The organism is Bradyrhizobium sp. SZCCHNS3016 (assembly GCF_032484535.1).
GTDB lineage: Bacteria > Pseudomonadota > Alphaproteobacteria > Rhizobiales > Xanthobacteraceae > Bradyrhizobium.
The window spans coordinates 228782-253632 of the sequence record NZ_JAUETE010000007.1; the positions used below are offsets into that span (position 1 = coordinate 228782).

Annotated in this window: 25 protein-coding genes; 11 read left to right on the plus strand and 14 right to left on the minus strand. The window is 65.2% G+C overall.

Annotation, left to right across the window (positions count from 1 at the left end; translation table 11 throughout):
• Nucleotides 1-46 precede the first annotated feature (46 nt).
• The 4 genes from QW881_RS15945 to QW881_RS15960 form a co-directional block, all read right to left on the minus strand.
• Nucleotides 47-937 (minus strand): TauD/TfdA family dioxygenase, encoded by an 891-nt coding sequence (locus QW881_RS15945; RefSeq protein WP_315756646.1) that lies wholly within the window; start codon nt 935-937, stop codon nt 47-49.
• Nucleotides 938-1004: 67 nt separating this feature from the next.
• The gene (locus QW881_RS15950) at nt 1005-2105 is read right to left on the minus strand and encodes a serine/threonine protein kinase (protein WP_315756645.1); all 1101 of its coding nucleotides are present in this window, start codon (nt 2103-2105) and stop codon (nt 1005-1007) included.
• A 7-nt stretch (nt 2106-2112) separates the two neighbouring features.
• Entirely contained in the window at nt 2113-3546 is a 1434-nt protein-coding gene (gene trmFO, locus QW881_RS15955) for a methylenetetrahydrofolate--tRNA-(uracil(54)-C(5))-methyltransferase (FADH(2)-oxidizing) TrmFO (protein WP_315756644.1), read from the minus strand.
• 156 nt (nt 3547-3702) lie between these two features.
• The gene (locus tag QW881_RS15960) at nt 3703-3855 is read right to left on the minus strand and encodes a DUF1127 domain-containing protein (RefSeq protein WP_006614327.1); all 153 of its coding nucleotides are present in this window, start codon (nt 3853-3855) and stop codon (nt 3703-3705) included.
• A 474-nt stretch (nt 3856-4329) separates the two neighbouring features.
• Here QW881_RS15960 and QW881_RS15965 point away from each other — a divergent pair, with 474 nt between their 5' ends.
• The gene (locus QW881_RS15965; RefSeq protein WP_315756643.1) at nt 4330-4593 is read left to right on the plus strand and encodes a hypothetical protein; all 264 of its coding nucleotides are present in this window, start codon (nt 4330-4332) and stop codon (nt 4591-4593) included.
• Nucleotides 4594-4665: 72 nt separating this feature from the next.
• On the opposite strand, the gene QW881_RS15970 is transcribed toward QW881_RS15965, so the two are convergent.
• Both QW881_RS15970 and QW881_RS15975 read right to left on the minus strand, forming a co-directional pair.
• Nucleotides 4666-5487 (minus strand): lytic murein transglycosylase, encoded by an 822-nt coding sequence (locus QW881_RS15970; protein ID WP_315756642.1) that lies wholly within the window; start codon nt 5485-5487, stop codon nt 4666-4668.
• Nucleotides 5488-5679: 192 nt separating this feature from the next.
• Nucleotides 5680-6591, minus strand: a complete 912-nt coding sequence (locus tag QW881_RS15975; RefSeq protein ID WP_315756641.1) for a DUF2189 domain-containing protein — start codon at nt 6589-6591, stop codon at nt 5680-5682.
• A gap of 404 nt (nt 6592-6995) precedes the next feature.
• Here QW881_RS15975 and QW881_RS15980 point away from each other — a divergent pair, with 404 nt between their 5' ends.
• On the plus strand, nt 6996-7379 hold the full coding sequence (locus QW881_RS15980) for a DUF3597 domain-containing protein (RefSeq protein WP_315756640.1): 384 nt from the start codon (nt 6996-6998) through the stop codon (nt 7377-7379).
• Between the two features lie 91 nt (nt 7380-7470).
• On the opposite strand, the gene QW881_RS15985 is transcribed toward QW881_RS15980, so the two are convergent.
• The 3 genes from QW881_RS15985 to QW881_RS15995 all read right to left on the minus strand — a co-directional run bounded on the left by QW881_RS15985 (nt 7471) and on the right by QW881_RS15995 (nt 8563).
• Nucleotides 7471-7635: a DUF1127 domain-containing protein gene (locus tag QW881_RS15985; RefSeq protein ID WP_315756639.1), complete on the minus strand. Its 165-nt coding sequence runs from the start codon at nt 7633-7635 to the stop codon at nt 7471-7473.
• 115 nt (nt 7636-7750) lie between these two features.
• Nucleotides 7751-8023 (minus strand): GNAT family N-acetyltransferase, encoded by a 273-nt coding sequence (locus QW881_RS15990; protein ID WP_315756638.1) that lies wholly within the window; start codon nt 8021-8023, stop codon nt 7751-7753.
• A gap of 6 nt (nt 8024-8029) precedes the next feature.
• Nucleotides 8030-8563, minus strand: coding sequence for a DUF3828 domain-containing protein (locus tag QW881_RS15995; protein ID WP_315756637.1), 534 nt, complete (start codon nt 8561-8563; stop codon nt 8030-8032).
• 255 nt (nt 8564-8818) lie between these two features.
• On the opposite strand from QW881_RS15995, the gene QW881_RS16000 reads away from it, so the two are divergent.
• The 6 genes from QW881_RS16000 (at nt 8819) to QW881_RS16025 (ending at nt 15460) form a co-directional block, all read left to right on the plus strand.
• A complete protein-coding gene (locus tag QW881_RS16000; protein ID WP_315756636.1) occupies nt 8819-10420 on the plus strand; it encodes an acyl-CoA synthetase in 1602 nt (533 codons plus the stop codon).
• A 6-nt stretch (nt 10421-10426) separates the two neighbouring features.
• On the plus strand, nt 10427-11284 hold the full coding sequence (locus QW881_RS16005; RefSeq protein ID WP_315756635.1) for a PCC domain-containing protein: 858 nt from the start codon (nt 10427-10429) through the stop codon (nt 11282-11284).
• A 75-nt stretch (nt 11285-11359) separates the two neighbouring features.
• Complete coding sequence (locus QW881_RS16010) at nt 11360-12130, plus strand: AAA family ATPase (protein ID WP_315756634.1); 771 nt, start codon at nt 11360-11362, stop codon at nt 12128-12130.
• A 765-nt stretch (nt 12131-12895) separates the two neighbouring features.
• Nucleotides 12896-13582 carry a UPF0149 family protein gene (locus QW881_RS16015; RefSeq protein ID WP_315756633.1) on the plus strand — a complete coding sequence of 229 codons (687 nt, stop codon included), beginning with the start codon at nt 12896-12898 and terminating at the stop codon, nt 13580-13582.
• Between the two features lie 114 nt (nt 13583-13696).
• Nucleotides 13697-14251 carry an SRPBCC family protein gene (locus QW881_RS16020; protein WP_315756632.1) on the plus strand — a complete coding sequence of 185 codons (555 nt, stop codon included), beginning with the start codon at nt 13697-13699 and terminating at the stop codon, nt 14249-14251.
• A gap of 276 nt (nt 14252-14527) precedes the next feature.
• Nucleotides 14528-15460: a cytochrome D1 domain-containing protein gene (locus QW881_RS16025; protein ID WP_315738316.1), complete on the plus strand. Its 933-nt coding sequence runs from the start codon at nt 14528-14530 to the stop codon at nt 15458-15460.
• Between the two features lie 127 nt (nt 15461-15587).
• Here the strand turns inward: QW881_RS16025 and QW881_RS16030 are convergent, their stop codons facing one another.
• Entirely contained in the window at nt 15588-16232 is a 645-nt protein-coding gene (locus tag QW881_RS16030; protein WP_315756631.1) for an HAD-IA family hydrolase, read from the minus strand.
• A gap of 274 nt (nt 16233-16506) precedes the next feature.
• Here QW881_RS16030 and QW881_RS16035 point away from each other — a divergent pair, with 274 nt between their 5' ends.
• From QW881_RS16035 to QW881_RS16045, 3 genes are all read left to right on the plus strand, one after another.
• On the plus strand, nt 16507-17499 hold the full coding sequence (locus tag QW881_RS16035; RefSeq protein ID WP_315756630.1) for a lipase family protein: 993 nt from the start codon (nt 16507-16509) through the stop codon (nt 17497-17499).
• 193 nt (nt 17500-17692) lie between these two features.
• A complete protein-coding gene (locus tag QW881_RS16040) occupies nt 17693-18010 on the plus strand; it encodes a hypothetical protein (protein WP_315756629.1) in 318 nt (105 codons plus the stop codon).
• 236 nt (nt 18011-18246) lie between these two features.
• A complete protein-coding gene (locus tag QW881_RS16045) occupies nt 18247-18576 on the plus strand; it encodes a hypothetical protein (RefSeq protein ID WP_315756628.1) in 330 nt (109 codons plus the stop codon).
• 185 nt (nt 18577-18761) lie between these two features.
• Here QW881_RS16045 and uvrA read toward each other — a convergent pair whose 3' ends face one another.
• The 4 genes from uvrA to QW881_RS16065 all read right to left on the minus strand — a co-directional run bounded on the left by uvrA (nt 18762) and on the right by QW881_RS16065 (nt 24773).
• Nucleotides 18762-21821, minus strand: coding sequence for an excinuclease ABC subunit UvrA (gene uvrA, locus QW881_RS16050; protein WP_315756627.1), 3060 nt, complete (start codon nt 21819-21821; stop codon nt 18762-18764).
• A 290-nt stretch (nt 21822-22111) separates the two neighbouring features.
• Nucleotides 22112-22750 (minus strand): porin family protein, encoded by a 639-nt coding sequence (locus tag QW881_RS16055; protein ID WP_315756626.1) that lies wholly within the window; start codon nt 22748-22750, stop codon nt 22112-22114.
• Between the two features lie 284 nt (nt 22751-23034).
• Entirely contained in the window at nt 23035-23775 is a 741-nt protein-coding gene (locus tag QW881_RS16060) for an outer membrane protein (protein WP_315738112.1), read from the minus strand.
• Between the two features lie 212 nt (nt 23776-23987).
• Nucleotides 23988-24773 carry an outer membrane protein gene (locus QW881_RS16065; protein ID WP_315756625.1) on the minus strand — a complete coding sequence of 262 codons (786 nt, stop codon included), beginning with the start codon at nt 24771-24773 and terminating at the stop codon, nt 23988-23990.
• Nucleotides 24774-24851 lie beyond the last annotated feature (78 nt).

The following is a 24851-nucleotide window of genomic DNA, read 5'->3' on the forward strand; positions in this document are numbered from 1 at the left end:
GCAGGCATTCTGGCGCTTGATCGTGCGGATGCCGCGCGCAAGCGAATCAGTGCGGGCGATCTGTTCCCTTGATCTGGGTTCGATGCATGATTCGCCGCGCATGATCATCGAACGGATCGCGCCGATGCATGGTGCAGCGATTGTCCCAGATGACGAGGTCGCCGACCTTCCAGACGTGCTCCCAGGCGAATTCCGGACGAGCAACATAGGTCCACAACTCGTCGAGCAATGCTTCCGACTCGGCGAGCCCGAGGCCGACCAGATAGGCGTTGCGCCGGCGGCCGAGATAGAGCATCTGCCGGCCAGAATCAGGATGCGTGCAGACCAGCGGATGGATCGCGCCCGGCGACGTGCGCGGATCATCGGTCGGCGTCACGCCCTGCCGGACGAAGCCGCCGCTGTTGTAGGTGCCGTCATGCTTGATCTTCAGATCCGCGACGCGGCGCTTCAGTTCAGGAGGAAGCGCGTCGTACACGGCATACATGCTGCAGAACGACGTGTTGCCGCCGACGGGGGGAATTTCCAGCGCGTAGAGCGCGCTCGCGATCGGCGGCGTGTCGAGATATGACATGTCCGTGTGCCACACCGCTTCGCCGGCGCCGAGGCTGCCGATCGCCTCGCCGTTCACCTTCACGTTCGACACGATGTAGATCTCCGGCAGACCGTCGACAAAGCGCCGGCCGTTCTCCTGCACCGGCGCCCAGTCGAGATCGCCGAAGCGGCGGCTGAAGGCGATCAGATCCTGGTCCGTCAGACCCTGGCCGCGCACCAGCAAAACGGAGTGCGTGTGAAAGGCACGGAGCAGGGCGCTGAAGCCCGCGTCGTCCAGATGCTTGAGATCGACATTTCGAATCTCGGCACCCAGTTGCCGGCCGGTCGGGATGATCTCGATGTTCGACGACCGAGACGTTGTGGCCGCGCGGGTCTCGACGTTCATTGCCAGATCCTCCCAAAGGACATTGCATTCGCAGGATACAATGGTCGGACCGCGAAGTCTCGTCCGCTCAGGCCGAAGGCAGTTTCAGGTCCGCCTCGAAATTGAACCGGTCGCGCAGGTTCTTGCGCGAGTCCAGGATGTCCTTGAGGAAAGCGCGATCGCTGTCGCTCGTCAGCATCGGCTCGATCAGGTCGATCTGGTTCATCGCGACCAGCTGCAAAAGTTCAGTGCGTGGCCTGCCGCTGGCGTCGCGCGGCAGGGCATGCACGACCTGGATATGCTCCGGCGGCTTCGGGCCCTTGGCTGAAGCAAGCTCGTTTTGCAGCTGAGTTTCAAGCGTCGGCTGCTCTCCCTCGACGAACGCATAGAGCCCGACGCCGGTCCGGCGATCGGCGAAGGCAACGATCGCGGCGTCGCGCACGGCCGGGTTCTTCCGGATCATGTCCATCAGCACCGGCGCATCGTTGACCAAGCGTCGTCCGCCACCCTCGCGGTCGGTGAAATTGAAGATGCCGCGCGTGATGGCGCGATACACCTTTTTGCCGGTCATCAGCCAGATGCGCGCGAACAGCGATTTGCGCGCCAGGATCTTGCGCTCCTTCGGCGTCAGCGCCTCGGGCGCGTAACTCCGCTTATGCTTGAGCAGATGACGCAGGTCCTCATAGGCCGCGATCCGGAACAGCCGGCTGCGGCTCTCGAAGCAGGCGGCCAATTGGAAATCGGTCACGTAGCAATGGCCGTCGTGACCGACGAGCCAGTTCTGCTCCTTGGCGAGATCGTTGTGCGTGATCCCGGCGCGATGCAGCCGGCGCATCATCTGTTTGGCCGAGCGGAAATAGGCGACGTTGCCGTGCGGCTTGGCCAGATGCAGCGCCACGCCATTGATGAAGCCGCGGACCAGCGCGCGATCCCCCGCCCATAGCAGATCAGGGCCGGCGTTGAGCCCCTTGGCGCGCATCAGCGCCTTGCGCTCGCGCGCGAACAAATGCCGCGCCAGCATGAACGACCACCACGGCACCTCGTCGAGCCGGCGCAGCACGGCGTCGACATCGCCGGCCTCGCTCTTGAAGCGGCCGCGCTCGACGGTCGAGAACACGTCGCGCTTGAGCAGCACACCTTCGCTCCAGCGGGCCGCCAGCAAGGCAGAATCGGTCTTCGGCAGGCTCATCGTACTCTCACGCAGCGGCCGCGACGGGCAGGTGCTCGGCGATCCAGCGGTCGAGATCGGCCAGCGCGCGGGCGCTCATCGCCTGCTTCTTCGCCACCGTCTTCTCATTGCCCTTCAGCCGCGTGCCGTCGGGCTTGCGGGTCGGGGCCGTCGTCAGCGGCGGGAACAGGCCGAAATTGATGTTCATGGGCTGGAACGAGCGCGCCGCTCCATCGATCGTTTCGATATGGCCGCCAGTGATGTGGCCGAGCAGGGCACCGAGCGCGGTGGTCGGGGGCGGCGGCAGCAGATTTGCGCCACGTGTCTCCGCGGCGGCGTAGAGCCCGGCGATCAGGCCGATGCTCGCCGACTCGACATAGCCCTCGCATCCCGTCATCTGGCCGGCAAAGCGCAGCCGCGGCTGGGCGCGCAGGCGGAGCTGCGAATCCAGCAGTTTCGGCGAGTTGAGGAAGGTGTTGCGATGCAGGCCGCCGAGCCGCGCGAATTCCGCGTTCTCGAGGCCTGGGATCGTGCGGAAGATTTGCTGCTGCGGGCCGTATTTCAGCTTCGTCTGGAACCCGACCATGTTGTAGAGCGTGCCGAGCTTGTTGTCCTGGCGCAGTTGCACGATCGCGTAGGGCTTGACCGTCGGATTGTGCGGATTGGTCAGGCCGACCGGCTTCATCGGGCCGTGACGCAGCGTCTCGTGGCCGCGCTCCGCCATCACTTCGACCGGCAGGCAGCCATCGAAATAGGGCGTGTTGGTCTCCCACTCCTTGAAGTCGATCTTCTCGCCAGCGAGCAACGCCGCGACGAAGGCGTCGTACTGCTCTTTCGTCATCGGACAGTTGATGTAGTCGGCACCGGTGCCGCCCGGACCGACCTTGTCGTAACGCGACTGGAACCAAGCGACCGACATGTCGATCGTGTCCTTGTGCACGATGGGCGCGATGGCGTCGAAGAACGCGAGCGCCGTCTCGTCGGTCAGATCACGGATGGCCTCGGCGAGCAGCTGCGAGGTGAGGGGACCGGTGGCGATGATCACCTTCTCCCACTCCGCGGGCGGCAGGCCCGCGATCTCGCCGCGGCGCAGCGCGATGCGTGGATGGCCTTCCAACGCGCTTGCGACGGCCGCCGAGAAGCCGTCGCGGTCGACGGCCAATGCGCCACCGGCCGGGACCTGGTTGGCGTCAGCGGCCCGCATGATCAGCGAGCCCAGCCGGCGCATCTCGGCATGCAGGAGGCCGACGGCGTTGTTGGCGGCATCGTCGGAGCGGAACGAATTCGAGCAGACCAACTCGGCAGGCGTGGCGGTCCGGTGCGCCTCGGTCATGCGGTCCGGCCGCATCTCGTGCAGCACCACGTCGACGCCGGCCTCGGCCAGCTGCCAGGCGGCTTCGGATCCGGCGAGGCCGGCACCGATCACGTGGACGGTATTCGAAGGTGATTTGGTCCCTGTCATGCGCGGGACAGGTAGCGCTTTTCCCGAGCGCTGCAAATGCGCCAGTGGGGTTCAGCGTGAGAAACCGGGCGCGTGTGTTTCGTTGCGCCAGGGCCTAGACGCGGCAACGCCCGCAGCGAGGCGGGCGATGTCCGATAGATATCGGAAGAAGGCTGATCAGCCGTTGTAGTGACCGGCAGCAACGCGCGGGATATCCGAACGATCGAGACCGATGTCGGCGAGTTCGCGATCGCTGAGCTGCGACAGCTCGGCAACGTTGCGCTGATACTCACGGAACGCCTGCACCATGCGGATGAGCGAGAGCAACATGAGAAATCTCCTTTAGTTCGCGATTCAGTTCTTCATCGGAACCTCATCGTTGAAATGAACATAGAAGAGCTTGTTGCGATGCGGAAGCGTAAATGTTGCGATGCAGCTAAACCCCGGACGCATAGCTTGCGTAACCCTCGAGTAAGAATCGGGCAGGCGCCCGGCAGCTCAGCGACCCGCGCAAGGCTCCGTATTCATGCGGATTTTCGATCGCCCGTTCGAATTGCCGGATCGAGCAATGCCGGCTTAAAGGCCGGCCCAGGCACGAAGCTATTGCCCGACATACACCTCACGAAACGCATGGGTTAATGTAATGAACATAAATTCATTATGCGCGCTGCGCCTCTCAAATCGATGATCGCCATCACGGACCGCTCGCGCGGATTTCACTTCGCGGCATATAACGAAAGGTGCGACAAAGTGTCGCGGTGCTGGGCAATGATGTCGGCGCCGTCGCACCAGCGAGGAAAAACAATGAACAAACTTTTTGGGGCCGCGCTCATCACTGCGGCAATTGTGGCGGTCGGTCCGGCTCAGGCGGCGCGGATGCATGGCGCCGGTTGTAGCGGGGCCAATCTGGAGAAGACCGAGACGGCGATCGAGGCGATGGCCGACGGCGACGTCAGATATACTGCGCAGAAGGAGATTGCGGCAGCGCAGGACGCGCTGCTGAGCGGCAAGATGGGCGCCTGCAGCGCGCACCTGAGCAAGGCGATGCAGGCCGGGATGATCAAGTAGCCGGCGCATCGTTCGCATCATCGAACGAACGGCCGGTCGCGATGCCGCGATCGGCCTTATTCCTGCCTCGGGCTACGGCGCCCGCGCCAGCTGGGTCGCGAAGGTCGCGACCGTCCGCGCGTAGACCTCGCTCTTGTTCCACTGCTGGATGACCGCAAAATTCGGGCCGCCGGGCTCCCAATCCTTGCCCTTCTGCCAGCCATAGCCCTTCAAATAGTTCGCGGTGGAGGCGAGAACGTCGGGCGCGCTGCGGATCAGGTCGCGCCGGCCATTGCCGTCGAAATCGACGGCGTATTTGATCCAGGACGACGGCATGAACTGCGTCTGACCGATCTCGCCGGCCCAGGCGCCGCGCATTTCGGCCGGCTGAAGGTCGCCGCGCTCGACGATCCGCAGCGCATCCAGCAACTCGCCGCGAAACTGCTCGGCGCGGCGGCAGTCATAGGCCAAGGTCGCGAGCGCACGGATGGTCGGAAATTTTCCGACATTGACGCCGAAATCGGTCTCGAGCCCCCAGATCGCGACCAGCACCTCGCCCGGCACGCCGTAGCTCTGCTCGATCCGCGACAGCACCGAGCCGTATTGCTTCAGCATGTTGGAGCCGCGAGTCATGCGCGGCGGGACCATGCGCCCGGAGAATTCCTCGAAGGTCTGGCTGAACACCTTCTGACCGCGGTCGCGGTTCAGCACGCTTTGGTCGGGCGTCACGCCGGTCAGCGCCGCATTGATCGTGTTTTGTGAGATGCCCTTGGCTGCAGCTTCGGTCTTGAACTCGGCGAGCCAGCCGTCGAAATTGCCGCTGCCGCAAGGCACCGCGGCGTGCGCTGGCGCTGACAGGGTGGTGAGGGCAGCGAGGCAGGCAAGAGCGGAAACGGCGAGAACGCGAGCAATCATCGAAACACCTGGACGGCAATGGATTCAAAAAGCGTTGCTGGGCGTGCTCCATGTCGGGCGTAACCGCGGCAGCAACAAGGCCTTTCGATCACATTGGCGTCGGATTTCGTGAGCGCTGCCACACGCTGGCGGCCTCTCGAGGCGACCGCCGGCCCCGAGGCCGGCGGCCGTGACAAACTCGTCGCTGCGTCCTCACATCCCGTCGCGCGAGCGCCATGGGAACAGGTTCGCCGGGAAGTCGGCCGCGGGTTTGGAGCCGCGCGGGGCCGGCGGCACGATCCGGACAGCGTCGGGATTGATCGCGATGGCTTCGCGGTAGAGATGCCAAGTGGCGTGGCCGAGCACTGGGATCACAACGGCGAGTCCCAGGAAGAAAGGAATCGTGCCGGCGACCAGAAGCACCGCGACGATGAGACCCCAGGCCGCAACCGGAACGGGATTCTTGGCCACCACGCGCAGCGAGGTGACGACTGCTTCGAGCGCGCCGGCGTGTCGGTCGAGCATCAGCGGGAAGGAGACGACGCTCAGGCACAGCGCCAGCAGCGCGAACAGGAAGCCGACGCCGCAGCCGACCGCGATCAGCCACCAGCCTTGCGGCGTCGTGAACACTCGCTGCAGGAAATCGCCCGCGCCCGTCGCGCCGCCATAGCCGAACACTGCGACGTAGATCGCCTGCGCGGTCGCGACCCAGGTGACGAACAGCGCGAGCAGCAGCGTGCCTAGTCCGAGCATCGAGCCGAACGACGGCGACCGCAGCACCTCCAGAGCATCCCAGGCACTGGTGTCCTCGCCGCGGTCCCGGCGGCTGCTGAGCTCATAGAGACCGAGCGCGGCGAATGGGCCGAGCAGGGCGAAGCCCGCCGCCAGTGGAAACAACAGCGGCAGCACCGCATAGCCGAACACCGCGCGCGCGATCACCAGGCCGAGAACGGGATAGATCGCACACAGCATCACGGCGTGACTCGGGACGGCCTTGAAATCGTCCCAGCCGAGCCGCAGCGCGCGCATCAGGCTCGACATGTCGATCGTGCGAATCGTCAGCTCAGCCGCGACCTCGTCTGCCGCCCGAACGTGGGAGGCGGCATTGCTGTGGTAGGTGGCCATCGTCGTGTGCTCCCTCAACTTGCGTAGGGCGCTACCCAACCACGCAGGCGGGCTGCGCTTCTCGTTGGAACAAATTCGCGGATGGCCAGACGCGACGAACCTTGGGGGCGGCCATTCGCGAACGGAAGTCATCAGGATAGTGGCAAAACAGGCCGCGCCTACTCACGCCTCGGTGAGTGCTGTGAATGTCGCGGTGCATTAGAACGGTGCCCGCGACCGAAGAAGCCGAGCCATCCACGGACAAAGTCATTCCGCCGTCATTCCGCCTTGGGTAAGCTTCACATTCGTCGCCGTGGTCGCCTTGGCAGGCCTCGGCGGGTGGCGGAGCGGCTCTACGGCCGTCTTTGCAACGGAACAACGCCGGCTGAGTTCTTCTTACGATCACCATCCATTGGGAGCCATTGATGAGTATTTTCGGAAAGATCATGGGCGCTATTTTCGGTCATCATGCCGAGGCTGCGCCGGCCGGCGGCACCGCGCCGGCAGGCGGCACGGCAGCTCCGACCGGGGGCCCGGCTGCTGCGGCGCAAAACGTCGATGTGGCGGCGATCGTCGACAAGGCCGCGGCTGCCAAGCACGAGAAGCTGGAGTGGCGGACCTCGATCGTCGACCTGATGAAGGCGCTCGACATCGATTCGAGCCTCGCCGCGCGCAAGGAGCTCGCCAAGGAGCTCGGCTACAGCGGCGACACCAACGACTCGGCCAGCATGAATGTGTGGCTGCACAAGCAGGTGATGAGCAAGCTCGCCGCCAATGGCGGCAAGCTTCCGCCGGAGATCAAGCACTGAGCGTCGGCCGCCGACGGCCCAAAAGCGAAAGGCCCGCCATCGCGCGGGCCTTTGTCGTCGATATCGTGTCGCGGGAGGCTGCTCGAACGGCTCAGACGTGCACGACGCCGGCGCGTTGCCAGGCCTCGGCGTGCAACTGGTCGCGGTTGAAGCCGATGTCGCGCAGCGTGCGCTCGTCGAGCTGGTCGAGATAAGCGAGCTGGGTGCGGTAGCGGACGTAGCGCTTGAGAACGTCGAAAATGGCAGTGATGAACATGAGCCTCTCCCCATCGGTCTGGTTGCTTGTTCGGCGGGGGATTGCTGGTCCATCCGGGTAGCCATTGCGTTAAAGCACACGGTCCAATCGTCTTGCTCGGTAATTCTACGGAACGTCACGCCATGATGTCCCGGTTCTCCGGGTGGTCACGGAGGTAGTCGGCGACGAAGCTGCAGCCCGCGATTACCTTGCGGCTCTCGGCGCGGATCAACTCCAGTGCGCCCTTGACCAGCTCGGACCCGATGCCCCGGCCGCGCAGGGCTGCCGGGGTCTCGGTGTGGGTGATGACGACCGCCTGCGGCGTCGCTCGGTAGTTTGCAAAAGCGATGCTGCCTTCGACGTCGAGCTCGAAGCGGCTCTGGGCCTTGTTGTCGCGGACGACGGTCATGCTTCTCTACCTTCGTTTCGGTTTGTCGGTCTGCTTGATGAACTCCGCCAGCATTTCGCGGATCGACCAGGGCTTGCCGTCGACGGCGCCGCGGATGTCGTCGATCTTCCATTGGCCGGCATCGCGCACGAAGTCGTAACGGATGACGTTGTCGGCCTGTTCCGTGCGATCGTTGCGATGGCCGGCGATGGTGACGGCGACCGTCGCCTTGTCGGCCTCCTGCTTCTCCGGACTCACCTTGAACGAGGCGACATCCGGATCCTGCGAATTGGTGATCGGATCGAAATCGACCGCGCCCTTCGGCGTGCGGGCGTCCATCTTGGCCCATTGGGCGGCCAGCGACTTCGACAGATAGTTCGCGCGTGCCGCCTTGTTCTCGATGACGAAGTTGCCGCCATCCTCGCCCTTGCCCTTGGCGACGCGGGTGTAGATCGCGGTCATGATGCCGGTGGGCTCATTGGCGGCGGGGGCCTGCGCGCGAAGCGGGGATACGGCGAGCACGCCAGCGAGGCCGAGAAGCAGGAAACGACGATTGATCATGGGTGTCCTCAAATCAGATTCGGTGCGCGGTGAAATGAAGGAATGCGCGGCCGGCCTCGGGTTTGTCGCACGGCATTTGCATTCGTTCGAATGACACCGTCGCATGGGAGCGATGGGCAGGCCGCGCTTGCGAGGTCGCGCGGGACCGCGATAAACAAGCGGGAAGGTAACGGGTGGCCGAGACCGCCCGAGAATCGATCGAGGGGACGCTGTCATGGGTCTGTTCATTTGCTGCCGGGATGCGAGGGCTCGTCGATGAGTGGCACACAGCTGCGGATGTCGCGGCGGGTGATGAATCTCGCGCATATCGTGACGCAGAACGGCCGCCGGCTCGGCGACCGCGTCGGCTTCGTCTGGGGCGAGAGGTCGTGGACCTGGCGCGAGATCGACGCGATGGTCTCGGCGCTCGCGGCGGCGCTGGCCGAGCAGGGCATCGCCAAGGGCGATCGCATCCTGGTGCACTCCAAGAACTGCGAGGAGATGTTCGTCTCGATGTTTGCCGCGTTCCGGCTCGGCGCGGTCTGGGTGCCCACCAATTTCCGCCTGATGCCGGACGAGGTCGCCTACCTCGCGACCGCCTCGGGCGCGAAGGCGTTTCTCTGCCACGGCGACTTTCCGGAGCACGCTGCCGCAGTGACGACTGCTGACTTCACCTGGCGCATCGGTGAAGGCGGCAGCTTCGGCACGGGGGCCGTGGCCGACGCAATGAAGGCGCATGTCGGCGCACACGTCGCGAACGCTGCCGTCGAGCACGACGATCCCTGCTGGTTCTTCTTCACCTCGGGCACGACCGGCCGCTCCAAGGCGGCGGTGCTGACGCATGGCCAGATGGCGTTCGTCATCACGAACCATCTCGCGGACCTGACGCCGGGCACGACCGAGCACGACGCGTCGCTCGTCGTGGCGCCGCTGTCGCACGGCGCCGGCGTGCACCAGCTGATGCAGAGCGCGCGCGGCGCCAGGACGGTTCTGCTGCCGAGCGAGAAGTTCGACATCACCGAGGCGTTCCGTCTCATTGAGGCGCATCGCATCAGCAACCTGTTCACGGTGCCGACCATCCTGAAGATGATGGTCGAGCATCCCGCCGTCGACCAATTCGATCATTCCTCGCTGCGCCACGTGATCTATGCCGGCGCGCCGATGTATCGCGAGGACCAGAAGCGCGCGCTGGCGCGGCTCGGCAAGGTGATCGTGCAGTATTTCGGCCTCGGCGAGGTCACCGGCAACATCACGGTGCTGCCGGCCGCGGCGCACGAGGAAGAGGATGGACCGGAGGCGCGGATCGGCACCTGCGGCTATGAGCGCACGGGCATGCAGGTCTCGATCCAGGACGATCAGGGGCGCGAGCTGAAGCCGGGCGAGACCGGCGAGATCTGCGTCATCGGTCCGGCTGTGTTCGCGGGCTACTACGACAATCCCGACGCCAATGCCAAGGCGTTTCGCGACGGCTGGTTCCGCACCGGCGATCTCGGCCACATGGACGCGCAGGGCTTCGTCTATATCACCGGCCGCGCGTCGGACATGTACATCTCCGGCGGCTCCAACATCTATCCGCGCGAGGTGGAGGAGAAGATCCTGACCCATCCCGACATCGGCGAGGTCGCCGTGCTCGGCGTGCCTGATCCCGTGTGGGGCGAGGTCGGCGTCGCCGTCTGCGTGGCGCGCGAGGGCGCGGTCGTGCCGAGCGAGAGCGCGATCGCCGGCTATCTCGCCACCAAGCTGCCGCGCTACAAGATGCCGAAGCGCTTCTTCTTCTGGGACGCGCTGCCGAAGTCTGGCTACGGCAAGATCCCCAAGCGTCTCGTGCGCGACGAGCTCGAGGCGCGCGGCCTGCTCGATCTCACCAGGCAGGGCTGAGCACTGATGCGATTCATCAAACAGCCCGGCGCGCCGGTGGCCGACCGCATCCAGTGGGTCGAGGCGCGCGGCCGCGCCTTCACCTTCACCATGGAGCAGGGGTTGCCGCTGCTGGAAGCGGCCCATCGCGGCTTTGCGCGTGAAGGCTTTGCCGGCGGCGTGCTCGACATCAAAGGTGGTGCGCTCGGACCGTTCGCCTATGTCATGCCGGCGCTGTCGAAGGCGCCGGATCATGCCGCGTTCTACAGCGAGACCTATCGGCCCGCCGGTGTCACCCAGCTCTCGACCGCGACCATGACGCTGGGCGTGCGCGACGGCGCGCCGTTCTTCCATTGTCACGCGCTGTGGACCGAAGAGGGCGGTCGCAACGGTGGCGGGCATATCCTGCCCGAGGAGACGATTGTCGCGGAGTCCTTTGATGTCGAGGCCTTCGGGCTCGACGGTGCGATCTTCGCGGCCGAGCCTGATCCGGAGACCGGCTTCAAGCTGTTCGGACCGGTGGCGGCGGCACCGCGCGCCGCAAGAACCGATCGCCGCGCCTTCGCGCTGCGGCTGCGGCCGAACCAGGATTTTGCCGGCTGTCTGGAGGAGTTCTGCCGCGCGCAAGGCATCAGCAGGGCGCGCATCCGCGGCGGCGTCGGCTCGACCATCGGCGCGCGCTTCGAGAGCGGTGGTGTGGTCGAGCCGTTTGCGACCGAGCTGACCATCGCCTCGGGCGCGATCGCGCCCGGCGCTGTCGGTCTCGAAGCCACGCTCGACGTCGCGCTGGTGGACTACACCGGCGCGTTGGCGCAGGGGCGTCTGGTTCGCGGCGACAACCCGGTGCTGATGACGATGGAGCTGGTGCTGGAGGTCGCGGCGTAACCCGCCCGTGACGGTGGCCGATCCCGCCGCCTTGTGCGAGATTGCCCGCGATGTCACCGAATTTGTGAAGGCGTCATGGCGAGGAAGCAACGTGAGATCCGGCTGCGCGCACCCTATCTGAAGCGGCTGTGGCTCGATCCGGCCAAGATCGCCGACCGCGCTGAATATCCGTTCTGCCTGCCGTTCCTGCAGGACGAATTCGAGCTGAGCTTCACGAGCGCCATCACCATCATCGTCGGCGAGAACGGCACCGGCAAATCGACCCTGCTCGAAGGCATCGCGGCGCTGGCCGGCTATGACGAGGCCGGCGGCGGCAAGGGCTATAGGCCGGTGGATCATGGCCGTGCAATCGAGCGCATGGGGGGCACGCTCGGTGCCGCGTTCCGTGCAAGCTGGCTGCCGAAGATCACGCAGGGCTGGTTCTTCCGCGCCGAGAGCTTCTTCTCGGTGGCGCGCTATCTCGACGAGGCCGCGTTGGACGATCCATTCGGAGGGCCGCCGCCCGACTTCCTGTCGCATTCCCACGGCGAGGGCTTCCTGCGCTTCTTCGAGGAGCGCTGCCAGCGCCAGGGCATCTACATCTTCGACGAGCCGGAATCGGCGCTGTCGCCGGCGCGCCAGATCGAGTTTCTCAAGCTGATGCGGCGGATGGACGAGGCCGGTCATTGCCAGGTGCTGATGGCGACGCATGCGCCGGTGCTGATGGCCTATCCCGGCGCGGCCCTGCTGCGCCTGACCAAATACGGTCTCGAGAAGGTCGCTGTGCAGGACACCGATCACTTTAAGGCCCTGCGCGAGTTCTGCGCCGATCCCGATGGCTTCGTGCAGGCGGTGCTCGCGGAGTGAGGGCAGGGTGTGGTGCATGAGAGTTGGCGAGGTCGACCAACTTGCTCCGCCGTCATTCCGAGCGAAGCGAAGCAATCCAGGGCTGCGCAAAGGCTCTGGATCGCTTCGTCGCTTTGCTCCTCGCGATGACGGAGAGACATGAGTCCGCGTTCCCGCGTGCGAATGGCGTCCGGGCTTTGCATCATATTCTGCCCTCCTCGAAGTGAGAGGGCGCAGGGAAGGCCGGGCATCCGCTGATGCCCGCGGCCCCCGTGCGGGAAAAATGCACGGGGCAGGAACCACAGGCTCAGCCGAGATGACCCGGCCTTCCCTGCGCGATGGTGTTACGGCTTATACGTGATCTCCTCGGTGCACCGGGCTTTCTGGCCACCGTCACCGGCGCGATGCGTGAGCATCACCACCAGCTTGACCTCAGCGTCGGGAGGTCAGGACCACACGATTTCGCCGTCCGCCGCCGGACCCGTCGTCTGCGCATTTGCGCCGGGCCCGTGACGTCCATCGCATCCCGCACTCAACGCCCGTGACGACCGCGAAGCGCCCCTCTCGTGAGTGCAGGACGCACCCAGAAGAACGCAAATTCCGAAAAAACGAAAGAAGAATATTTTTCGCGACACGACTGGACAGGGGTGATGGCGCTGATCCCGCGTCGAAATATAGATTTTGCGCGCATGGCCGTTTTGGTGTCAAAACGGTCGCGTCACGCCTTCGCGGCGTGCGCGTCGGGCAAATCAGGTCGCGACGCGGGTGAGGGAAGCAGGGTTTCAGATGTCGGAGCAGGCCAACCGTCACGACGAGCTCGACCAGGCGCTGCTCGCCCTCGACGACCGCGCCATGGTGCTGGAGGAGCTCGACGGCTTCATCGCCGGCCTGCTGGTCCTGCCGGAGCAGGTCCCGCCCGGCGAATGGTTCGCCGCGGCGTTCGGGTTCGGCAAAGGCCGCCACTCGGTGTTTGCGAGCATCGACCACGCCAATGCGGTGCTCGACCTGGTGATGGCGTATCATGACGAGATCGCCCGGACGCTCACGCAAACGCCGGAGCTGTATCAGCCGCGCTATCCGGTCGATCCGATCGACGGCAGTGTGATCTGGGAGTTGTGGATCGACGGCTTTGCTGCGGCGGTGGACCTGCGTCAAGAGCGGTTCAAGGCCTACCGGAACGTCGACGGCGATGTGGGCGAGGCGGCCCTGAGCCTGATGGTGGCGATCGAGCTGGCGCGCGACGAGAATGCCGATCGCGTCGAGAATACCAGGTTCGACCGCGAGGCGCCTGCTGACATCCGCCATGCGGTGCTGACCCTCAACCGTCATCGGCGGAGCGGGGCGCCCGTGCCCGGCGCGCCCGCCTTCATTGAGCAACCCAATCCGTTCGCCTCCTTCGGCAAGGTCGGCCGCAACGATCCCTGTCCGTGCGGTTCCGGCCAGAAATACAAGCGCTGCTGTGGCGCCAATTGACCCGCTTTCGAGCGCCACGACACGGTCTTTTTTGTTGCAACAATCGGGAGCGGTGCAAAGATGGGTCCGCCGCGCCAGATGCGCCGGCCAAACGAAAATGGTTGAGGAAACGAGATGAGGATGGTGTTCGGCAAGGCGCTGGCCGCGACGGCGGCGCTCGCGATCGCAACGACGGCTTTGAGCACGGCGGATGCGCATGGTCCCACCCGGCGCAAGGTGCAGGAGCACGTCGAGATCAACGCCGCACCCGCCAAGGTGTGGGCCGTGATCGGCAACTTCCAGGACATGAGCTGGCTCGGCGTCGTCGACAAGACCGCGGGCGACAAGGGCAACGAGATCGGCGCCACCCGCAAGCTGACCCTGAAGGGCGGCGCCACGGTCGACGAGGAGCTCTACAAATACGACGCCGAGAAGATGAGCTATTCGTACCGGATCACGGCGGTCGATGTGAAGGTGCTGCCGGTGACAAACTACTCGTCGACCATCGCGGTGACGCCGAGTGCGGATGGCAAAGGCAGCGTGGTCGAATGGACAGGCGCGTTCTACCGCGGCTTCCCCAACAACGATCCGCCGCCGGAGCTGAGCGACGAGGCCGCGGTCAATGCGGTGACCGAGCTCTACAAGGGCGGGCTCGAGGGGCTGAAGAAGAAGGTAGAGAGCGGGAGCTGATTGGATGCGACCATGTCGCCAGGTCAGCGCTGCGCACCCTCTCCCCGTTCTTACGGGAAGAGGGTTGGGGTGAGGGGCAGCCGAACGGGTGGTGTGGGTGGTGAGACCTGTGCCCCCTCACCCGGATTGCATCTGGCGATGCAATCCGACCTCTCAGCGCGAGCGAAGCTCGTCGCGGCCCCGCATCCGCCTTCGCTCTGCGAGCTACTGCGGGCAAGAGCAGGGCGAGGTGGGTACAAGGCAAGGCGCTGTGCCACTCATCGTCTCTCAGATCCTATTCGAGCGTTTCTGCTCGCAGCCTTGCTCGTCTGCTGCGCCAGTGCCCACGCCGAAGAAGCCTTCGTCACCAATCAGCTCAGCGATGATCTGACCATCGTCGACCTCGCGACCTCGAAGCCGGTGGCGACGATCCCGATAGGCGGCAAGCCGGCCGGCGTTGCGGTGGCCGCCGACGGACGCTTCGCCTATGTGGCGAGTCCGGACGACAAGAGCATCAGCGTCGTCGACGCTGTCGCGCGAAAGGTTGTTGGACGGATCGAGGTCGGTGGCGGCCCGCTCGGCATTGCCGTGACGCCGGACGGTTCGACGGTCTACGTCGCAGACTGGTACAACGCCGCAATTCGCGTGATCGATGCGAAGACCCGGACCGTGACCGGCAGCATCGCGGTCGGCGCCTCGCCGTCGGGGCTTGCGGTGACACAAGACGGCAAGCTGCTGCTCTCCGCCGACCGCGACGACGACATGGTCTCGGTGATCGACACGGCGACGCGCCAGCGCCTTGCGACCATCAAGGTTGGCACGCGGCCGTTCGGTGTCACCATCGACGCCGAGGGCAAGCGCGCCTACACGGCAAATGTCGCCTCCAACGACGTCTCGGTGATCGACCTCGCCGAGCGTCGCGAGATCGGCCGGGTCAAGACCGGCTTGCGGCCTTATGCGGTGGCGCTGGCGCAGGGCAGGGGCTTCGTAACCGACCAGTATGACGGCACGGTCAGCGTGTTCGACCTGGCGAGCCTGCAGCCGCTCCAGCGCATCAATGTCGGCGACTATCCCGAGGGCATCGAGGCGACGGCCGACGGCCGGCGCGTCATCGTCGCGAATTGGGAAAGCAACATCCTGAGCGTCATCGACGTGGCCGCACTGAAGGTCACAGGGGAGATCAAGGTCGGCAACGGCCCGCGCGCGTTCGGCGCGTTCCTGCGGCGGTGAGGCAGGTCCGCCGGTGGCGGGATGGAGTTGCATCTGCAGCCTCCGTCATTGCGAGCGCGGCTCGCAATGACGCGGGGAGGTATCGAGGCTCGTCGTTATCCCTGCATGTCGCCGGCGCTGATGCAGGCTACGAATCTCGTCTGGCGGGCACCACCAACCGTTCCACGATCTCGTCCATCCGGGTGAACAGCATCTCCGGCTGGTGGTCGCGCAGCGCCTGCTCCGCGGCATAACCCCACGTCACCGCACCGAAGGCGATGCCGGCGGCGCGCGCAGCCTCGATGTCGCGGGTCTCGTCGCCGATCGCGATGACCTGGGCCGGGTCGACGCGCAGCCGCTTCAGCACCCGGCGAAACTTCCGTGCCTTGCCGAACACCGAGGCTGAGCAATCGAAATCGGCGAACAGACCGGCGCGCGATCCGAGCTTCTGCCGCGCATTGGCCTCGCTGTCCGACGAGACCAATGCGAGCATGATGCCGTTCGCGGCAAGCGTGTCGAGCATGATGTCGACGCCTGCAAACAGCGGGATGCTTGCTGCATGCGCCGTCTTCAGCCGGCGCACGTGGCGCGCGATCAAGGGCAGCTTCCAGCGCGGCACCTGAAGGAAATCGAGGATCTCACGGGTCGAGGAATGGCGCAGCCCGTCGATGTCCTGCTCCTCGACCTGACGAAAGCGGTACCGCACGGCGACGGCATTCACGTGGGTGCGAAACCACGGGAAGCTGTCGGCGAGCGTGCCGTCGAGATCGAAGATGACGAGGGAATATGGCATCGCGTGGGGTGAGCGCGGCGAGGGGCTGATGATCGTCGAGGCGTGTCGTCCTGCGACAGTCCCTGCGCCATAGCAATGGGAGGGGCGGCGCGCAATGAGAAGCGACCCTTGCGTGTCGCAGCTCCGTGGTGACGTTCGACGATCAGGGGTTGAACATGTTGTGATGTGCACCTGGAATTGACGCGGTCTATGATCCCGATGCGCCGGCGGATCAGGGTCTGCCTGCCCGATTTGATCGAATTTGTTTTCATCATTCAAGCCAGAGAGATTTCACATGGCCCTCAACAAGGTTGCTGCAGCGTATCTGTCCTACTTCGCCTATATCGACGACGCGCTCGATGTGGTTCAGCCGAGCGATTTCGTGACGATGTTGAAGTCCGTCCCGTCGGGCGCGGCGAACGGTCCGTGGTCGCTCGTCTGGGGCCCGGCGGTCAACAACGGCGTGCTCGCCTATGTCGCGCAAGGCAGCGACGGCAGCTACGCGCTGGCGTTCCGCGGCACCGATGTCGACGGCTCGGTCGGCGGTGCCTTCGAGAACGTGCTCGCCGACGTCGATGCAGTCTTCCAGGTGCCGTGGCTGTATCCGCAGCAGGCCGGCTCGCCGCTGCAGATCAGTGCCGGGATCAACGATGCGCTGGCGCTGGTCATCGCGCTCACCGATCCCGCGACGGACCTGTCGCTGCTCGACTATCTGCGCGGCCTTGCGGCCAAGCAGAATCTGCAACTGATGGTGACCGGGCACAGCCTGGGCGGCGCGCTCGCCGTGGTGGCGACGGCGTGGCTGCAGGATCAACTGCCGAAGCTGAACTCGTCGCTGAAGTTCACGCTGTGGCCGCACACCTTCGCGGCTCCGACCATGTGGAACGCGGGCTTCGCGACCACCTTCGCGAAGGCCTATACCTACTATGCGGCGGTCAACAGCAACGACATCGTGCCGATGGGATGGGCCAATCTGAAAGGGATTCTCGTCACCTATGCGCCGCCGGCGCCGGTCCTGAAGGACACCAACTACTACTCGATCTACAAGCCGCTTGAGATCCTCAGCGCAACGATCCCGACCTATACGTCGATCGTGCCGAGCAATCCGGACCTGTTCACGATCACGCCGATCGTGGAGACGAACGATTCCTGGACCGCAGAAGCCGGCTACATGCATTCCATGCAGTTGCAGTATTTTCCGCATGCGACCGGCACGAAGGCGCCGCCGCTGCCGGGGGTCACCAAGACCGGCGTGGCGCGGCCGCGCGCGGTCGCCGTCGCAGCGTGAGCTGCTGATCAGGGGGACGGCGCCGTCCGGGTCGCGTCTCGCGTTGCCCTCTTGCGAGCCTGCTCCCGCAGGTCTGCAAGAGGGTTTTGACGCGCATCCGATCAACAATCTCTCACGGCTTTTGTGAGCGTGCGCTGCAGGAACGCCTTGCGCGGTGCGATCATTGACCCCGCACAGAAACAAGGAGAGACACATGCAACGCACGCTCAAGATGGCCGCGCTGGCCGCCGCCACGCTGGTGCTCGGCACCGCCGCCGCATCCGCGCAGGGCTATGCCCGCTACGGCGACTCGATGGCCTGGGTGCCGCCGACACAGGGCAACGATTCCGAGCCGGTGTATGACGCCGCGCCGGCGCCGGCCTACGCGCGCGGTCCGGTGACCTGGGGCACAACGACCTGGGGCCAGGGCTACAACGGCACCAACCATTCGACCCCTGGCTCGACCCAGGGCGATGTCGGTCCGTCCGGCAACAACAACGGCACGCTGACCGGTGTCTACCGGCAGTGGTAGCCGCCAGCTCGCGTTAGACGTTAGGCGATCAAACCCGCCGCTCGACACGAGCTGCGGGTTTGTCGTGTCGGACGGGTTCGCTGCGCGTGTCGGGCGATGTCACGAAGCCATTGGATCACGAGGTCGCGCGAAGGTGAGCGTCGCGTTGTGTCGCACGATTGTTGTGGGGACCGGCGGAACCTTGGATGGATCGATATCGTTTGTTCTCCGAGAATTAGGAACGAAGGAGCAAGTTCATGACGCGCACGTTTGGATTCGCCGCGCTGACCGCCGTCACGCTCGTGGCCGGCACCGCTGCGGCCTCGGCCGGCGAATACGGCCCGGGCGGCTACGGCTATGGTGGACAGGTCACCAGCACCTACGCCTACCGCGATTCCTTCGCCTGGGCGCCGGGGCCGGTCTATGAGGAAGGCTACGTCGCGGTTGCGCCGGGCCCGTATGACGGCCCGGGCTGGGGCACCGGCTACAATGGCACCAACCATCCGACTCCGAGCTCGACCCAGGGCGACGTCGGCCCGGGCGGCAACAACAACGGCACGCGCAGCGGATATTATCGCCAGTGGTAATCTGAGTTCGTTGTGGAAACATCGAGCCCGCCGCTCTGCAGAGAGCGGCGGGCTTTGCTGTGATGAACCGGTATCGACCACATGCGTCATTGCGAGGAGCGCGATGCAATCCAGAATCGCGTACGCGGCCCTGGATTGCTTCGCTTCGCTCGCAACGACGATCGATACAAGGGAATTGAGGGCAACTACTCCGCAGCCTCGCTGGCTGCGCCGCGGCTGCGCTTCTTCGGCTTGGCTGACTTCTCCAGCACCGGCTTTAGGAATTGTCCGGTGTAGCTGCGCGGCGCCTTGACGATGTCCTCCGGCGGGCCCCAGGCGACGATCTCGCCGCCGCCGTCGCCGCCTTCGGGGCCGAGATCGATGACCCAGTCGGCGGTCTTGATGACCTCGAGATTGTGCTCGATCACAACCACCGAATTGCCCTGCGCGACCAGCTCGTGCAGCACCTCCAGGAGTTTCTTGACGTCGTGGAAGTGGAGGCCCGTCGTGGGCTCGTCGAGGATGTAGAGCGTGCGGCCCGTCGCGCGCTTCGACAGCTCCTTGGCGAGCTTGACGCGCTGGGCCTCGCCGCCGGACAGCGTGGTGGCCTGCTGGCCGACATGGATGTAGTCGAGGCCGACGCGGCGCAGGGTCTCGAAGGTGTCGCGCACGCGCGGCACCGCCTTGAAGAACTCGGCGGCCTCCTCGACGGTCATGTCGAGCACGTCGGCGATCGACTTGCCCTTGAACAGCACGTCGAGGGTCTCGCGGTTGTAGCGCTTGCCCTTGCAGACGTCGCAGGTGACGTAGACGTCGGGCAAAAAGTGCATCTCGATCTTGATGACGCCGTCGCCCTGGCAGGCCTCGCAGCGGCCGCCCTTGACGTTGAAGGAGAAGCGGCCCGGCTCATAGCCGCGCGCCTTGGATTCCGGCAGGCCGGCGAACCATTCGCGGATCGGCGTGAACGCGCCGGTATAGGTCGCGGGGTTGGAGCGCGGGGTGCGGCCGATCGGCGACTGGTCGATGTCGATGATCTTGTCGATGTGCTCCAGGCCCTCGATGCGGTCGTGCGGCGCGGCGGCCTCGTTGGCGCCGTTGAGCTTGCGCGCGATCGCCTTGTAGAGCGTGTCGATGAGAAGCGTCGACTTGCCGCCGCCGGAGACGCCGGTGATGGCGGTGAACAGGCCGAGCGGGATCTCGGCCGACACGTTCTTTAAGTTATTGCCGCGGGCGTTGACGACCTTGATGGTGCGGCGATGGTTCGGCGGCCGCCGCTCGGGCACCTCGACCTCGAGCTCGCCGGTGAGATATTTGCCGGTCAGCGACGCCGGATTGCGCATGATCTCGGCCGGCGTGCCCTCGGCGACGATGTTGCCGCCATGGGTGCCGGCGCCGGGGCCGATGTCGAGCACGTAGTCGGCGAGGCGAATGGCATCCTCGTCATGCTCGACCACGATCACGGTGTTGCCGAGGTCGCGCAGCCGCTTCAGCGTGTCGAGCAGGCGGGCGTTGTCGCGCTGGTGCAGGCCGATCGACGGCTCGTCGAGCACGTAGAGCACGCCGGTCAGCCCCGAGCCGATCTGCGACGCCAGGCGGATGCGCTGGCTCTCGCCGCCCGACAAGGTGCCGGAGGAGCGCGCCAGGGTCAGATAGTTCAAGCCGACGTCGAGCAGGAAGGTCAGGCGGTCGCGGATCTCCTTGAGGATGCGGGTGGCGATCTCGGTCTGCTGCGCGTTCAGGGCCTTCGGCACCTCGGCGAACCATTCGCCGGCGGCCCTCACGCTGAGCTCGGAGATCTCGCCGATGTGCTTGCCGGCGACCTTGACGCACAGCGCCTCGGGCTTCAGCCGGAAGCCGTTGCAGCCGGCGCAGGGCACGTCGTTGAAGTACTTGCCGAGCTCCTCGCGGGCCCATTCGCTCTCGGTCTCGCGGAAGCGGCGCTCGATGTTGGTGATCACGCCCTCGAACGGCTTCTTGGTGTCGTAGGCGCGGACGCCGTCCTCATAGGTGAACTTGATCTCGTCGTCGCCGGAGCCGTGCAGCAGCGCGTTCTGCGTCTTCTTCGGCAGGTCCTTCCACTTGGTGTCGAGCGTGAACTTGTAGAACTTGCCGAGCGCTGTCAGCGTCTGCAGGTAATAGGGCGAGGACGACTTGGCCCAGGGGGCGATCGCGCCCTTGCGCAGGGTGACGTCCTTGTCGGGAATGACGAGATCAGCATCGACGTGCTGCTCGACACCGAGGCCGCCGCATTCCGGGCAGGCGCCGTAGGGATTGTTGAACGAGAACAGCCGCGGCTCGATCTCGGGAATGGTGAAACCGGAGACTGGGCAGGCGAACTTCTCCGAGAACAGGATGCGCTCGGGCCCGCTCTTGTCGTGGATTTTTGCGACCTTCTTCTTGTCGTCATGGCCGGGCTTGACCCGGCCATCCATCTCCTTCGAAGAGGATGGATCACCGGGTCTCGCGCCGTCGGCGCGGCCCGGTGATGACGATGCAGGCGCGTCGGCGAACTCGATCACGGCGAGTCCCTCCGCGAGCTTCAGCGCGGTCTCGAAACTCTCCGCGAGGCGCTGGCCGATGTCGGGGCGCACCACGATGCGGTCGACGACGACGTCGATGTCGTGCGGGAACTTCTTGTCGAGCGTGGGCACCTCGGCGAGCTCGTGGAAGGTGCCGTCGATCTTGACGCGCTGAAAGCCCTTCTTGAGATATTCGGCCAGCTCCTTCTTGTACTCGCCCTTGCGTCCGCGCACGACCGGGGCCAGCAGATAGAGGCGGGTGCCCTCGGGCAGCGCCAGCACGCGGTCGACCATCTGCGACACGGTCTGGCTTTCGATCGGCAGTCCCGTGGCCGGCGAGTAGGGCACGCCGACGCGCGCCCAGAGCAGCCGCATGTAGTCGTAGATCTCGGTGACCGTGCCGACGGTGGAGCGCGGGTTCTTCGAGGTCGTCTTCTGCTCGATCGAGATCGCCGGCGACAGGCCGTCGATCTGGTCGACATCAGGCTTCTGCATCATCTCCAGGAACTGGCGGGCATAGGCCGACAGCGATTCGACGTAGCGGCGCTGGCCCTCGGCATAGATCGTATCGAAGGCGAGCGAGGATTTGCCGGAGCCGGACAGGCCGGTGAACACCACGAGCCTGTCGCGCGGGATCTCGACGTCGATGTTCTTGAGGTTGTGCTCGCGGGCGCCGCGGATCGTGATCGCCCGCAGGCTCGACTGGTTGGCTTGCGCGCGCTGCTTGGCCTTGAGCACTTCATCCATGACGATCGTCCCACGGCGCTGAATCGCGCCATCGTTGCAGGCGCGTTCGCCGGAAGCCGGCCATCGGACGCCAGGGGGAAAAGGTATCGTCGGAACGTAGGAAGAACGGGGCGGGATTTCCAGTGCCGTCAGCGAATCATCAACAATGCGCTCAGGGAATGGCAGCGAATGGCAGGAGGCTGCCGGTTCCGCTGGCCGCGTCGAGAGCCCAAAGAGTCGAGAGCCCAAAAGAAAAGACCTCCGCTCTCGTCGAGCGGAGGCCTTGTGCGTTGGCCCGGAGGGCGACGTTCTTAGAAGTGGTAGTTCACGCCAACCTGGACGGAGTGCAGGTTCAGAGTGCCCGAAGCGATATTGTTGGCGAAGTAGTTCTCGCTGCCGAGGCTCTTGTAAAGGTATTCGCCCTTCAGCGACCACTGCGGCGCGAACATGTATTCGAGGCCAGCGCCAACCGTCCAGCCGCTGTGGAACTTCGTGTCCGAGACCGAAGTGCCAAGGAAGGTGTTGGTCAGCTTGTTCTCAGCCCAAGCGTAACCGCCGGTGGCGTACACCAGGGTCGGGCCGAAGGCATAACCAATGCGGCCACGAACGCTGCCGGTGTCCTGGATCTTGGTGTTGAACGTGCCCAGGAAGCCGGGGATCACGCCGTCGCCGCTCTTGATGCTGGCCCATGCCGCATCAGCTTCGAGACCGAACACGACGGCGCCCTGCTGCCAGTTGTAGCCGATGGTGCCGCCGGCGAGGCCGCCATCCGGACCATTGTCTTCAACGGTGGCGTAGCCGCCCATGGCACCGATGTAGAAACCGGTCCAGGTCAGCACAGGCGCGGCAACCGGCGCCTTGGTGTAGGTCGGGCGCGCAGCGAGGTCTGCGGCGGCAGCGGGAGCGGCCAGGGCGGCCAAAGCCACGGTCGCGAGCAGGATCTTCTTCATTCCAGTCTCCAGTTTATTCCTAGAAGTCCGCATCGCACCGAAAGCTTTACGCACGAAACAGACTCACCCGTTCAAGTTGACGCGGTTCCTATAGCCCGGTTCCGTGCGGATTACCGTCACCCCGAAGACACACTCGCGGCCAAACCGCGTTTTTACGGGCGGCTCCAGAAAGCATAAGTTACTCAATTACTTGGTTCCGTGTGTGGCGAGCCGGCGAGGTGGCGTCAGCGCAGCAAAAAGGCCGGCTTGCGCCGGCCTTTCTCGGAACCTGTCGGTTGCAGGTGTCAGTACTTGGCGATGACCGGGCCGCCGAAATGGTAGCTGAGGCCGGCCTTGACCGTGTGGACGGTGTCCTTCCACTCGGAGCGGTTGGTTGCGAAAGCGCTGTACTGGATCGCGCTCTTGCCGAAGTCGAGATAGTTGTACTCGAGCTTGGCCGACCAGTTCGGCGCGAACATGTATTCGGCGCCGGCGCCGACCGTGTAGCCCCAGCGGGTGGTGTTCTGGCTGAAGACGTTGCCGGGGACGCCGTCATAGCGATGCTGCAACTGGCCCACCGCGGCGCCGCCGCTGACGAAGAACAGGGCGGGACCGGCGGCATAGCCGAGGCGGCCCTTGATGTCGCCGAAGCTGGTCAGCTTGGTGAAGAAGGTGTCGCCGAGGCCGGCATTGACCACGGCGGAGCGGCCGTTGATGTCGGCCCAGTGATAGTCGCCTTCGAGGCCGAACACGACGTTGTCGACCTGCCAGTTGTAGCCGACCACGCCGCCGACGAAGCCGCCATTGGTGTTGTAGTTCTGGGTGCCCAGGAAGCCCGGCGCATTGAAGCGGCCGAGGAAGGTCTCCTTGCTGGTGCCCCAGCCGCCGCCGCCCTGGATGCCGGCGTAGAGGCCCGACCAGCTCAGGATCTGCGCGACCATCGGCGGCGCCTTCGTATAGGGACGTGCCGCCATGTCGGCCGCCGAAGCGGACGTGGCCGTTGCGATGCCGACGAGCGCCGTCGTGATCACAAACAACTTCTTCATCAAATTCTCCCCCGGGAGGTTGGAATGACAAGCGATGGGCAAGTCATACACAGGGCATCCCGGCGAGGCTGTAACGCACTCGCCACAGAAACGAAAAAGCGTTATAAATCATATATTTAGCACAAAAACGCCGCGACGCTGCCGGGCTGTTGACACGAAAAAGGCCGGCGCGAGGGCCGGCCTTTCCGAATGCGTGCGAGCGGCGGCTTTTTTCAGTAGCGCGTGCCCATCGGCGCCCCGAATCGATAGTTCACCCGGACGGTCGCCATGTCGATGTCCTGCTTGATGGTATCGACGCGCGACAGCACGGTTGCGGTGGCCGGGAAGCTGATGTCGCGCGAGCCCATGAACAGGTGGTCGTACTCGACGGCGACCGACCAGTTCGGCGCGAAGCCGAACTCGACGCCCGTGCCGACGGTGCCGCCCCAGCGGGTCTCACTGGCCGAATCCAGCAGCGTGCCGACCGGGAAGGGCGCAGCCGCATTCGCCGTGCCGGTGTATTTGTTGTGGGTGACGGCGGCGCCGCCCTTCACGTACCAGAGCACGTTGCCCCAGGCGTAGCCGACCTGGCCGGTGAACAGGCCGATCGCATCGGTCTTGGTGTTGTTGGTGATGCCCGCAGCCAGCGCCGCCGTGCTCGCATTGGACGACTTCAGGTCGGTCCAGTTGCCCTGGGCCTCGACGCCGAACACCCAGCTCGCCGCCTGCCAGCGATAGCCGACCTGGCCGCCGATGAGGCCGCTCGAGGCATTGTGGCAGCCTTCGGACTGGGTCGGCACGACCGGCACGCCGCCGACGCGATTGAGCGTCCAGCAGTTGTGGCTCCAATCGGCGCCGCCATTGACGCCGAGGTAGAACCCGGCCCAGCTCGGCAGCGGCGTGACATAGGCCGGCGGTGGCGCCTTGCTGTAAGGGCGCGTCGCGAAGTCGGCCGCTGAGGCCGGCGCCAGTCCCAGCGCCGCGGCGCTTGCGGTCAAGATCAAGGTCGTCTTCTGCATTCGTCTCTCCCCAGTCCCAATACACCACGCTCCGGATCCCTCCGATCCGGGCCCACGCGAAGGTGGCCTGTTGCTGGT